12 protein-coding genes and 1 pseudogene are annotated in these 11,379 nt (G+C 45.0%); 8 read left to right on the top strand and 5 right to left on the bottom strand.

Annotated features, from left to right (window positions below; all coding sequences use genetic code 11):
- Positions 1-222 precede the first annotated feature (222 nt).
- From HMPREF9380_RS10630 to HMPREF9380_RS10655, 6 genes are read left to right on the top strand one after another with little or no spacing between them, the layout of a single operon-like run.
- On the top strand, positions 223-354 hold the full coding sequence (locus tag HMPREF9380_RS10630; RefSeq protein WP_002894209.1) for a teichoic acid D-Ala incorporation-associated protein DltX: 132 nt from the start codon (positions 223-225) through the stop codon (positions 352-354).
- A gap of 19 nt (positions 355-373) precedes the next feature.
- Entirely contained in the window at positions 374-1,924 is a 1,551-nt protein-coding gene (gene dltA / locus HMPREF9380_RS10635) for a D-alanine--poly(phosphoribitol) ligase subunit DltA (RefSeq protein WP_002931636.1), read from the top strand.
- The gene (gene dltB / locus HMPREF9380_RS10640; protein WP_002931635.1) at positions 1,921-3,165 is read left to right on the top strand and encodes a D-alanyl-lipoteichoic acid biosynthesis protein DltB; all 1,245 of its coding nucleotides are present in this window, start codon (positions 1,921-1,923) and stop codon (positions 3,163-3,165) included. Before dltA ends, dltB begins: the two co-directional genes overlap by 4 nt.
- Positions 3,166-3,184: 19 nt before the next feature.
- Positions 3,185-3,424 carry a D-alanine--poly(phosphoribitol) ligase subunit DltC gene (gene dltC, locus HMPREF9380_RS10645; RefSeq protein WP_002894204.1) on the top strand — a complete coding sequence of 80 codons (240 nt, stop codon included), beginning with the start codon at positions 3,185-3,187 and terminating at the stop codon, positions 3,422-3,424.
- Complete coding sequence (dltD, locus tag HMPREF9380_RS10650) at positions 3,417-4,685, top strand: D-alanyl-lipoteichoic acid biosynthesis protein DltD (RefSeq protein ID WP_002931634.1); 1,269 nt, start codon at positions 3,417-3,419, stop codon at positions 4,683-4,685. Before dltC ends, dltD begins: the two co-directional genes overlap by 8 nt.
- Before the next feature lie 40 nt (positions 4,686-4,725).
- Positions 4,726-5,211: a GNAT family N-acetyltransferase gene (locus HMPREF9380_RS10655; protein ID WP_002931633.1), complete on the top strand. Its 486-nt coding sequence runs from the start codon at positions 4,726-4,728 to the stop codon at positions 5,209-5,211.
- Between the two features lie 31 nt (positions 5,212-5,242).
- Here HMPREF9380_RS10655 and HMPREF9380_RS10660 read toward each other — a convergent pair whose 3' ends face one another.
- From HMPREF9380_RS10660 to HMPREF9380_RS10670, 3 genes are all read right to left on the bottom strand, one after another.
- On the bottom strand, positions 5,243-6,070 hold the full coding sequence (locus HMPREF9380_RS10660; protein ID WP_002931632.1) for a Cof-type HAD-IIB family hydrolase: 828 nt from the start codon (positions 6,068-6,070) through the stop codon (positions 5,243-5,245).
- Between the two features lie 32 nt (positions 6,071-6,102).
- A complete protein-coding gene (locus HMPREF9380_RS10665; protein WP_002931630.1) occupies positions 6,103-6,849 on the bottom strand; it encodes a DeoR/GlpR family DNA-binding transcription regulator in 747 nt (248 codons plus the stop codon).
- A 162-nt stretch (positions 6,850-7,011) separates the two neighbouring features.
- Positions 7,012-7,407: a hypothetical protein gene (locus HMPREF9380_RS10670; RefSeq protein WP_002931628.1), complete on the bottom strand. Its 396-nt coding sequence runs from the start codon at positions 7,405-7,407 to the stop codon at positions 7,012-7,014.
- Positions 7,408-7,687: 280 nt separating this feature from the next.
- Between HMPREF9380_RS10670 and HMPREF9380_RS10675 the strand changes: the two genes are divergently transcribed.
- Positions 7,688-8,269: a DNA-3-methyladenine glycosylase gene (locus HMPREF9380_RS10675; protein WP_032907091.1), complete on the top strand. Its 582-nt coding sequence runs from the start codon at positions 7,688-7,690 to the stop codon at positions 8,267-8,269.
- Positions 8,270-8,272: 3 nt separating this feature from the next.
- Positions 8,273-9,535, top strand: a pseudogene (locus tag HMPREF9380_RS0110925) (S41 family peptidase).
- 26 nt (positions 9,536-9,561) lie between these two features.
- On the opposite strand, the gene HMPREF9380_RS10680 reads toward HMPREF9380_RS0110925, so the two are convergent.
- A complete protein-coding gene (locus tag HMPREF9380_RS10680; RefSeq protein ID WP_002931618.1) occupies positions 9,562-10,728 on the bottom strand; it encodes a CynX/NimT family MFS transporter in 1,167 nt (388 codons plus the stop codon).
- Between the two features lie 38 nt (positions 10,729-10,766).
- A complete protein-coding gene (locus HMPREF9380_RS10685) occupies positions 10,767-11,288 on the bottom strand; it encodes a TetR/AcrR family transcriptional regulator (RefSeq protein ID WP_002910979.1) in 522 nt (173 codons plus the stop codon).
- Positions 11,289-11,379: the final 91 nt, after the last annotated feature.

Here is an 11,379-nt window from a genome sequence, read left to right as displayed (position 1 = left end):
CTTTCTATATATAGTCTACAACCTCTTAGGAAAAAAGTCAAGCAAAATATATAAAATTTTTATATATTTTTTGAAAAAGTCTTTTAATGGCTGTTTATAAGGAACATCAAAGTACCTTTCTTCCTTACAAGAACTTTACATCTTCCTTAGCTTTTGTGTTGAAAACATCTTCCATAAAATGGTAAAATGGTGTAAGTCTAACTAAAAATATAAGAGAGATCAATGAAAAAACATCAAACCCTATATAAGTTTTTGGGCCAAACCCTACTATATTTTGTTATCTTTCTGGCCTTGCTTTATTTCTTTAGCTATCTGGGTCAGGGTCAGGGCGGCTTTATCTATAATGAATTTTAATGTGAGAGAGTAGGAAACAATGTCAAATAAAGTGATACAAGATATGATTGAAGCGATTGAGCATTTTGCTCAGGTGCAGCCGGATTTTCCGGTCTATGATATTTTAGGTCAAGTTCATACTTATGGTGATTTAAAGAAGGATTCCGATTCGTTGGCGGCTCAGATTGACCGTTTGGGACTTCCTGACAAGTCTCCGGTTGTGGTCTTTGGCGGTCAGGAATACGAAATGCTGGCTACTTTTGTGGCCTTGACCAAGTCTGGTCATGCCTACATTCCTATCGACAGCCACTCAGCCTTGGAGCGCGTGGCAGCGATTGTGGAAGTTGCTGAGCCAAGCTTGATTATTGCTATCAATAATTTTCCACTAGCAGATGTGGCAGCTCCTATTTTTAGTGCGGAGCAAGTTCAGACAGCCTTCAGAGAGGGAGCATCCTATGAGCTTAGCCATCCGGTGCAGGGAGATGACAACTATTACATCATTTTCACATCGGGAACGACTGGCAAACCTAAGGGAGTGCAGATTTCCCACAATAATTTGCTCAGCTTTACGAATTGGATGATTACAGATAAGGAGTTTGCGACTCCGGATCGTCCTCAAATGTTGGCTCAGCCTCCTTATTCTTTTGATTTGTCGGTCATGTATTGGGCACCGACTTTGGCCTTGGGAGGGACTCTTTTTGCCCTGCCTTCGGCTGTGACTCAGGATTTCAAGCAGCTGTTTGATACGATTCTCAGTCTGCCTATTGCTATCTGGACGTCGACGCCTTCTTTCGCGGATATGGCCTTGCTGTCGGATGACTTTAATAGTCAGAAGCTGCCTCAGCTGACGCATTTCTACTTTGATGGTGAGGAGTTGACGGTCAAGACAGCTCAGAAGCTGCGCGATCGCTTCCCTCAAGCTCGCATTATCAATGCTTACGGTCCGACTGAGGCAACAGTAGCCCTGTCTGCAGTAGCAGTGACAGATGAGATGCTGCAGAATTGCAAGCGCCTGCCGATTGGCTATACCAAGGCGGATTCTCCGACTTTTGTCATTGACGAAGAAGGGCAGAAGGTGCCGAATGGCCAGCAGGGAGAAATCATCGTCTGCGGTCCAGCCGTATCCAAAGGCTATCTGAATAATCCTGAGAAGACAGCTGAAGCCTTCTTTGAATTTGAAGGTCTGCCAGCCTATCATACAGGAGATGTCGGCTCAATGACAGATGAAGGCCTGCTTCTTTACGGCGGCCGGATGGACTTCCAGATCAAGTTTAATGGTTTCCGTATTGAGCTAGAGGATGTGTCTCAGAACCTGAACAAATCGAAATACATTGATTCTGCAGTGGCTGTGCCCCGCTACAATAAGGACCACAAGGTCCAAAATCTGCTAGCCTATGTCATTCTCAAAGACGGTGTGGCTGAGCAGTTTGAGCGAGAAATTGATATTACCAAGGCAATCAAGGAAGATCTGCAGGATATCATGATGTCCTATATGATGCCGTCCAAGTTCCTCTATCGAGAGACCCTGCCTCTGACTCCAAATGGCAAGATTGACATCAAGGGGCTGATTAGCGAGGTCAATAAGCGATGATGGATTTCTTGAAACAGCTGCCTCACTTGGAACCCTACGGCAACCCAGTTTACTTTGTCTATATCGTTCTGGCAGTTCTGCCAATCTTTGTCGGACTTTTCTTTAAGAAGCGCTTCCCTCTTTATGAAGCTTTGGTCAGCTTGGTCTTTATCGTCCTGATGCTGACAGGTCCTAGTCTGGCGCAGCTTTGTGCTTTGTTAGGCTATGTCATCTGGCAGATAGTTTGGGTTTACTCATACAAGCTCTATCGCCGGTCGCGGGACAGCAAGTGGATCTTTTATCTGCATACCTTGCTGGCGGTTCTGCCGCTTGTGCTTGTCAAGGTAGAGCCCGCGATCAGCGGTCATCAGTCTCTCTTTGGCTTTTTGGGAATTTCCTATCTGACCTTTCGCTCGGTAGGGATGATGATTGAGATGCGGGATGGAGTTTTGACAGAGTTCACGCTCTGGGAGTTCTTGCGTTTCCTGCTCTTCATGCCGACCTTTTCAAGCGGTCCTATTGATCGTTTCAAGCGTTTCAATGAAGACTATTTGAACATTCCTGAGCGCGATGAGCTGCTGGATATGCTAGAGCAGTCTGTCAAGTATATCATGCTAGGCTTCCTTTATAAGTTTATCCTGGCCCATATCTTTGGACATCTGCTGCTGGGTCATGTCAAGACCAACGCTCTCTATACCGGCGGTTTCTTTAATCTGGGAACTCTGGGCGTCATGTATGTCTTTGGTCTGGATCTCTTCTTTGACTTTGCCGGTTATTCGATGTTTGCGCTAGCTATTTCCAATCTCATGGGAATCAAGAGCCCTATCAACTTTGATAAGCCTTTTCTCTCACGCGATTTGAAAGAATTTTGGAATCGCTGGCACATGAGTCTGTCCTTTTGGTTCCGTGATTTTGTCTTTATGCGGCTGGTCATGGTCCTGATGCGCAATAAGGTCTTTAAAAACCGCAACACGACCTCTAGTGTAGCCTATCTGATCAACATGCTGATCATGGGCTTCTGGCATGGTGTGACCTGGTACTATATCGCCTACGGTCTCTTTCATGGAGCTGGTCTGGTCGTCAATGATGCCTGGCTGCGCAAGAAGAAAACGCTAAACAAGGAGCGCAAGGCTAAGGGGCTTCCGCCTCTGCCAGACAATAAATGGACTCAAGCTTTGGGGATTGTGGTGACCTTTCACGCAGTCATGTTCTCATTTTTAATCTTTTCGGGATTTTTAAATGAGCTTTGGTTTAAAAAATAAAAATGAATGAGGAAGAAAAATGGATATAAAAGCAGAAGTAATTGAAATTATTGAAGAACTATTTATGGAAGATGTGTCAGACATGATGGACGAGGATTTGTTTGATGCTGGTGTCCTAGACAGTATGGGAACGGTCGAACTGATTGTTGAGCTGGAAAACCGTTTTGATATCCGCGTGCCAGTGTCAGAGTTTGGCCGCGATGACTGGAACACAGCCAATAAAATCGTTGAAGGCGTGACGGAGCTTCGCAATGCTTAAACGACTCTGGCTGATTCTGGGGCCAGTTTTCTGCGCCATGGCCATGGTTGCCTTGCTCTTTTTCTTCTATCCGCTTGAAAAAAAGCATGATATAGAAGCAGAGAAGCGCTCGGCAGTGACCCTGACAGCAGAAAACTTCAAGAGCCGCAGCAAGAAGGTGACAGCCTTGACCGATAAGAAGATGCGCTTTGTTCCCTTCTTTGGCTCTAGTGAATGGCTGCGCTTTGATAGCATGCATCCGGCAGTGCTGGCTGAGAAATACAACCGCTCCTATCGGCCTTATTTTCTAGGCCAGCGCGGGGCAGCATCATTTAATCAGTACTTTGGTATGCAGCAGATGTCCTCTGAGTTGGAGGGGCAAACGGCGGTCTATGTAGTGTCGCCCCAGTGGTTCACCAAGACTGGCTATGATGCTTCGGCCTTTCAGCAGTACTTCAACAGTGACCAGCTGACGGCTTATCTGTCTCAGCAGCAGGGAGATGCGGCGGCGCAATATGCAGCCCAGCGCCTCCTGCAGCTTTATCCAGATGTTGCTATGGCAGAGAGCGTCCAGAAGCTGTCTGAAGGTAAAAAGCTGAGCAGCTTTGAAGAGCGTCATATTGAGATGATGGCTCATCTTAATGAGCGCCAAGATGCTTTTTTCAGCAACTTTGCTGCCCTCAACAATGAAAATTATGACCAGCGAATTTTGCCTTATATGGCTGATTTGCCAGACACCTTCTCCTATCAAGCTTTGGAAGAGATTGCTACAGCAGAGGCCAAGAAGAAGACCAATAACAACCAATTTGGCATAGACAATCACTTTTACAAGACCCGTCTGGCCGGCAAGGTTGCCAAGCTCAGAGGTTTTCAGACCAAGCAATCTTATGAAAAATCCCCTGAGTACAACGACTTGCAGCTGGTTCTGGATCAGTTTGCCAAGTCAAAGACCAATGTCATCTTCATCATTCCACCGGTCAATTCTAAGTGGATGGAGTATACAGGACTCAGTCCTGAAATGTACCAGCGGACAGTGGCTAAGATTCGTTACCAGCTGGAAAGTCAGGGCTTTACCAACATTGCTGACTTTTCTAAAGATGGCGACAAGCCTTACTTCATGCAGGACACTATTCACATGGGTTGGAATGGCTGGCTAGCCTTTGATAAGGCGGTTGATCCTTTTGTAGCCAATCCACAGCCGGCGCCAAACTACCAGATGAATGACCGCTTCTTTAGCAAGGAATGGTCTCAGTATACTGGCAAACCAGAAGAATTCAAATAAGCTTGGGACTTTCCAGCCTTATTTTTATAAAGGAGGAAAGATGAAAATTCGTTTGTCCCAAATAGAAGATATCCCAGCCATTATGGAGATTTATGATGTGGCCCGTCAGTTCATGAAAGACCAGGGCAATCCGACTCAGTGGGATGGAGGCTATCCCAGCGCGGGCTTGATTGAGGAAGACATCGCGGCTGGCTACTCCTTTGTTGTCGAGGAAGAAGGGCAGCTGGTCGGCACCTTTGCTTTTATCATTGGAGAAGACCCGACCTATCAGGTCATCGAAAAAGGGGCCTGGCATTTTGCAGAGCCTTACGGCACCATTCACCGCATCGCTTCAAATGGGCAAGTTAGGGGCCTATCCCGTCAGGTCTTTGATTTTTGCTGCCAGCAGATTCCCTACTTGCGAATCGATACCCATGCGGACAATCAAGCTATGCAGGCTGCTGTTCTGAACTACGGCTTTAGGGAGTGTGGCATTATTTATGTGGCTGATGGCAGCCCTCGCCTGGCTTATGATTATCATCAATAAAAATAATCTGCCCTTGAGCAGATTTTTTGCGTTATATCAAAACATACTTTTCTATAGCTTCCGCGACCCCGTGCTCATTGTTACTTTTGGTGACGGCTTTTGCCTCGGTTTTGACTGCCTCAGGGGCATTGCCCATAGCGACTCCAAGTCCAGCCAGGCGGAGCATAGGAAGGTCATTGAAGTTGTCTCCGATTGTCATGACCTCTTCTAGTGGCACTTGGTAGTGCTGGGCAATTTCGTACAAGGCTTGCTCCTTGGAGACATGCTTGGCCGTGACTTCCATATAGTTGTCCTTAGAAAGGTAGAAGGCTGTCTTGGGAAAGTCTAAAGTCTGCAGGTAGTCATGGAGTTTCTGGATGACAGACGCTTCATCGATAAGAAGTAGCTTATGGATAGGGATTAGCACATCCAGCACTGGCATTAACACATTCTGAATCATCGGCTGTTCACCTGTAATCTCAGCCTCTATCTGCACCCATTTATCGAGACGATCAGCAATCCAATCCTTGCCAGAGTAGAGATTGATGGATACACTAGGAAATTCAGCCTTGACAAGTTCCAGAAAAGTGCGGATTTCTTTCTTGTCCAGAGGATGCTCGATAATAGTTTCATAAGCTTGTGGCTCGCCCTTGATGACTAGAGCGCCATTGTAACAGGCCAGCGGATTATCTCCCAGTCCCAGCTCACGCGCAATGGGCTCCATGCCTAGAGGAGAGCGAGCAGAAGCGAGGACGAAAGGGATTTTTTCTCGGCTTAGCAGGGGAATCATGTCCTTGAGTTTAGGATCTACTTGATGCTGGTCATCCAAAATGGTACCGTCAATGTCGCTAATAATCAGGCGAATCGGTTGGTTTGTCATAGCTCTTCCTCCTTTGTGTCTAATGGATCGATTTAATAAATTATTTTAACCTTGTCTCCGATTAATTCTTGGACTTTAGGGCTGGGCTCTTGGTCCGTAATCCAGTAGTCAAAGTCGCTGACAGGCCCCAGGATGTACTTAGATTCTTTCTGCCATTTGTCTTGCTCGGCCAGCAGAATCTTAACCTTAGCGTGTTTCAAAGCTAGTTTTTTCAGGTGAGCATCGGCCTCGTCTTCAAAGCTGACTAGACCATCAGAGACACTAGCTGCTCCGATAAAGGCAATGTCAAAGGAAATTTGCTGCAACAGCTCTGCTTCATTGAGCGCGTAGTAGAATCGATTTTTGGGATAAAATTTTCCGCCTAAGAGGTGAAAGTCCACTTTGTCCTGAGTGCTCAGCATGATTGCATTATCCAGAGAATGGGAATAGATTGTCATAGGATCCTTGATGCGCTGGGCCAGATGGAGAACGATGGTTGAGACATCAAAGAAAGCAATCTGCCCCGGCTTGAGAAAGTCATGGGCCTTCTGTGCAATAGCCTTTTTTTCTTGATTTAGTTGGTTGATGCGGTCGTTAAAGGAGGGGATTTGCCGGCTAGTATCCAGCGAGATAATACCTCCGTGGGTGCGTTGCACAAGCCTACGCTCGCTTAAAATTGAAAAATCTCGCCGAATAGTATCTTTAGAGACCTGAAAATGTTCAATCATATCCTTGGCTGACAGCTGTTTTTTATCAGCCAAGAGCTCTAAGATTTCAGCTAAGCGTTGTTCTTGATACATGCTTGTCCCTCCTTGCTTTTCTAAATAGAGTATAACACAGCGAATAAGTTTTTACAAGTATTTTTAATGCTTTTTAAGTTTTTTGAAATGTACAGGAGAAAATCAAAAAACCGAGCAAAACTCGGTTTTTATGAATTATAATAACTGAAAGATGTTTTTCAATTATGGGGTTTGGACATTCACAGTTCCGTCGCTGCCGACCTTAACATCGACACCGCCACCTTGAACATGAACGCCGTCTTCGTTTACGTTAACACCAGCGTTGTCAGTTTGTACATTAGCAGTACCGTCTCCATTAGCTTCAACAGAAGCATCATCGCCTTCGTCACCGGCATTTACATTAACACTAGCATCTCCGCCATTTACGTTGACTTTAGCGCTATTGCTTTGCTCAGATGAGCTACTAGAGGTTGACTTAGCTTTAGATGAAGAAGAAACGCTTGAGCTAGAACTTGAGCTTTCTTCAGTCTTCTTATCTGCAGAATTTCCGCAAGCTGTCAAAAAGAAAAGTGCAATTAGTGGTAATAAAAATAAAGAAATTTTAGATAATTTTTTCATCTTACCCCTCCTTCTAGTATAATATTAAACAAATATTTCATTTGAAGCAATAAAAAACCGGAATGATACAAAAATAACACACTGCATTAACAAAAATGTTACAAAAAATATACAAAATAAATAGAAAATACATAGATTTTATAAGCTTTTTCGCAACTTTTTGTCAATTTCGCATGTAATAATTCTGTAACAAATAATTTGTCTAGAATAAGGAGAAAAATAACATTTTTGCAACATTTCTTTTCCTCTGTAAATGGAGAAATCATGCTATAATCAACCTATGTTATCAAGAGATTTTCAGAAACTAATCGAGGTAGACACAGTTGCGGCAGCGCGAGCTTTGCTAGGTATGCAGTTGATTCTAAATGGCCAGGAGTTAGGCCGAATTGTCGAAACAGAAGCCTATCTAGGAAGTCAGGACAGTGCCTGTCATTCAGCTAGAGGGCGCCGCTCCCCTAAGAATGAATCCATGTATCTACCAGCTGGTCACTGGTATGTTTATCAGATTTATGGCCATCATATGCTGAATCTAGTGACCAAGGCTGAAAATGTGGCTGAAGCCGTACTGATTCGAGCCTTGGAGCTACCGGATGGCCGACTTATAGCTAATGGTCCTGGCAAGTTAACCAAGTATGCTGGGATTGATAAGCGCTTTGATGGACAGAGTTTAGCGACCTCCAGTCTGCAATTAGCCCATGACTTGACTCCGAATCAGATTGCCAGTCGTCCGCGGATTGGCGTGACCTGCACAGATGCTTGGCGAGAGGAGCCTTTGGGCTTTTATGTGACCGGCAATCGTCATGTCTCAAAAATGCCTAAGCGAGGCCTGCTGGATGATGAGTACACATGGAATAAGGAGTAAAAGATGAAGAAAACAGAGATTTTTGAGCAAGTCGTAGAAATTATGCGAGAGGATTCTTCTACAAAGAAAGACATCATGGGTGCAAATCCTGAAGAATATCGAGCGCGTATCACAGACCAGATGAGCCAAGAGGACTTTCTTTACCAGATGCATTGTTATATAGCCAGTTTTAGGATTTTGTCTCATGTTTGGTTTGGGCTTAAGGAAACGCAACCGCCCGGCTTTTAACTGAGATACTACCAAGACTGCCTCTACGTCCTACAGGCAAATAGTGACACGGGGCTGAAACGTGGAGACCAGATTCTAGCCTTAGATGGAAAAGCCTTGCCTCAGGTGTATCAAGAGCACAAGGATTATTTTGTCAGTTCCACACCAGAGCGACAGCACAAGGAGTGGGCTTACTTTGTTGGGCATGCCGGAGAAGTTACAGTAGTACGCAATGACAAGAAAGAGCAACTGCATGTTCAGCCAACCGCTCAGCCAAAGAAGCCACTGCAGTTTGAATGGCGCAATCTTTCTGAGGACATCGTTTATCTCAAGTTAGAAGATTTTACGGATGAGGCTGCTATCAGTCAGCTATATGCAGACAGCCAAGCAGCTATTGAGCAGGCCAAGTATTTAATCATTGATGTTCGAGTCAATTATGGTGGGACGGACTCGCTTTATTATCCACTTTTCAAATATACTCTTCCTCAGGGAAAGGCCTTCAGAGACTTAGATTTGCCAAACGATGATGGGATGGAGATTCTCTATACCGATAGAAATGTTGATTTGCGCCAGCAACTGATGCAAAATATCCTAGAAGATCCAAACTTGTCAGCAGAAACTCACCAGATTCTCAAAGAATTTCTAAAAGAATTAGAAGAAAATCGGGGAAAAGGGTATGTCCTTTATGGCGATGAAGACAGTGAGCAGAACTTTCTACCAGACGTTCTAGGCCTAGCTCGACCTGAAAAAGTCTTTGTGCTAGCAGATGTTACCTGTGGGTCTTCAGGTGATAATTTTGTTGATACTATGAAAAAGATGCCCAAGGTTACGGTCCTAGGGCGTCCGACTATGGGAATTTTAGATTATTCCAATTGCTGCGTGAAGGATTTTGGTGACTATGAGCTCCTGTTCCCCACTTCACGTGACACTAGGATTGATCAAGGAAAAGGCATGAATGATAAGGGAGTTGAACCGGATATCCTGATTCCTTGGACACCAGAGCACTTAGAGCGGGATGTGGACCTGGAAAAGTGCCTCAACTATTGCAAAAACGCTTAGGATTTCTAAGCGTTTTTTCCTCTATATTATATCTTGTCAAACTTCTCAATGTAAAAGAGTGTTAGTGTCACGATGGCAGCCAGACCAATGAGAATGAGGATAGCTGGAGTCCAGGAATGGAATAAATCAAAGCTGTATCCAAAGAGGCTTGGTCCAAAGGCGGCCAGAATATAGCCACCAGTCTGGGCCAAGCCAGATAGCTGAGCGGTTTGCTCAGGAGTACTGGTTTTCAGCGAGAAAGTGACCATGAGGTAGGGGAAGAGGGCGCTGACAGACATGCCGATTAGCAAGTTGAGGATGAGCCAGTAGACAAAGGAATCTGTCCTGCCCAGCAGCATACCCAGACCAACCATACCAGTTGCAGAAAAGAGAGCAATCATTCTTAAGCGTTTTTTAGCGGATAGACGCGTTGTCAGACTAGGTATCGTCATAGCCAGAGGAAGACTGATAAAGGAAAAGACAGAGGCCAAGAAACCAGTAGCATCATTGGAAAGTCCTGCCAACTGACCAAGAGTCGGCAGCCAAGTGATAGCCGTATAAAAGAGTAAGGACTGCAGGCCACCGAAAACAATCAGAGCCCATACTCTAGGATTTTTTAGCAGAGCCCCCATTTGCTGCTCGCGGCTTTTGCTAGTCAGTTGGTGATTATGCCGACTGTTAGGCAGCCAGATTAAGCAGGCCAGTATGCAGATGAGAGTCAGGGCGAGAATCAGTCCTTTCCAGCCAGCTAAGCGGACAATAGGCGCAGCCAAGGGAGACATGATTGAGATGGCTAGTCCCATAGAAGTGATATAAAGCGTGGTTAAAAATCCAATTTTTTCTGGCTGATTGGCCTGAATGACATTAGGCAGGAGCACATTTAAGACAGCGATGGCGGCCCCTAGCATGATTGTACCTGCATAGAGTAGAGGCAGGTTAAAGATACGAATAAAAGAGCCCAGAGTCAGCACAATAATGGCTATGGTAAAGAGCTTTTCCAAGCCGACTTTTTGAGCCAGGCGTGGGGAAAAGGCAGAGCAGAGAGCGAACATAATCAAGGGCAGGCTAGTCAGTAGTCCTAGAGAGTTGACGGGAACTTGCAGCCCCTTAGCAATATCGCCCAGCACAACAGGTAGCACTGCAAAAGGCGCCCGTAGGACAACCCCCACCATCAGAATACCTGGAAGCAAAAATTTTGAATGTTTCTTTTTCATAAAGTAAAGTTTCCTCCTATATAAATATCAAAATAAAATCAGTCCATCAAATCCAGAAAATACTGGCTGATAACTGTTTCTGGCAATGTTTTCTTCTGCTGGAGCCACCAGCTGACCGTCTCCACAAAGGTAGAAGTCACATAATTTCTCAGAAAGGGCTCTGGCAGCTGAGATTTTTTCTGCAGAAGCTGTTCCTGAATCATCGGAAAGAGATAGTTTTCCAGCTCAATCTTTAGGCGATTGGTGAAATAGATATTTTTCGATAGCAGCAAGGTCGCAATCTTGTCCTGATTCTTTTGGAAATGCTTGAAAATATGGGCGGTTGCTTCAAAGAGATCCTTGCCGTCGTCGCGTTCAAGAAAGGTATGCTGAAAGAGGTCTTGGCAAACCTCCTCTAGCAAGGCTTCCTTGGTATCGAAATGGGCATAAAAAGTCGACCGGCCAACGTCTGCCAGGTCGATGATTTCTTGCACGGTGATGCTTTCATAGCTTTTTTGATGCAGCAGGCTGATAAAAGCTTGGTAAATAGCTGCGCGTGATTTCTTGACTCGTCTGTCCATAGCGTTTCGGAACAAAAGAGCAGGATTGTTCAGTAACAGACAAAGCCCCTCAATTGCTTCTTGTTTCCTTTCTGAGAATAAGGGATAATAA

Source organism: Streptococcus sanguinis SK49, assembly GCF_000212815.1.
In the GTDB taxonomy this organism is placed as follows: Bacteria; Bacillota; Bacilli; order Lactobacillales; family Streptococcaceae; genus Streptococcus; species Streptococcus sanguinis_C.
This window is presented reverse-complemented; position numbering and strand designations above follow the sequence as displayed.

Bases quoted from the DNA above. Each gene is read 5' to 3' on its own strand.
- HMPREF9380_RS10630 (WP_002894209.1), top strand. From the start codon at position 223: ATGAAAAAACATCAAACCCTATATAAGTTTTTGGGCCAAACCCTACTA.
- dltA (WP_002931636.1), top strand. From the start codon at position 374: ATGTCAAATAAAGTGATACAAGATATGATTGAAGCGATTGAGCATTTT.
- dltB (WP_002931635.1), top strand. From the start codon at position 1,921: ATGATGGATTTCTTGAAACAGCTGCCTCACTTGGAACCCTACGGCAAC.
- dltC (WP_002894204.1), top strand. From the start codon at position 3,185: ATGGATATAAAAGCAGAAGTAATTGAAATTATTGAAGAACTATTTATG.
- dltD (WP_002931634.1), top strand. From the start codon at position 3,417: ATGCTTAAACGACTCTGGCTGATTCTGGGGCCAGTTTTCTGCGCCATG.
- HMPREF9380_RS10655 (WP_002931633.1), top strand. From the start codon at position 4,726: ATGAAAATTCGTTTGTCCCAAATAGAAGATATCCCAGCCATTATGGAG.
- HMPREF9380_RS10660 (WP_002931632.1), bottom strand. From the start codon at position 6,070: ATGACAAACCAACCGATTCGCCTGATTATTAGCGACATTGACGGTACC.
- HMPREF9380_RS10665 (WP_002931630.1), bottom strand. From the start codon at position 6,849: ATGTATCAAGAACAACGCTTAGCTGAAATCTTAGAGCTCTTGGCTGAT.
- HMPREF9380_RS10670 (WP_002931628.1), bottom strand. From the start codon at position 7,407: ATGAAAAAATTATCTAAAATTTCTTTATTTTTATTACCACTAATTGCA.
- HMPREF9380_RS10675 (WP_032907091.1), top strand. From the start codon at position 7,688: ATGTTATCAAGAGATTTTCAGAAACTAATCGAGGTAGACACAGTTGCG.
- HMPREF9380_RS10680 (WP_002931618.1), bottom strand. From the start codon at position 10,728: ATGAAAAAGAAACATTCAAAATTTTTGCTTCCAGGTATTCTGATGGTG.
- HMPREF9380_RS10685 (WP_002910979.1), bottom strand. From the start codon at position 11,288: ATGGACAGACGAGTCAAGAAATCACGCGCAGCTATTTACCAAGCTTTT.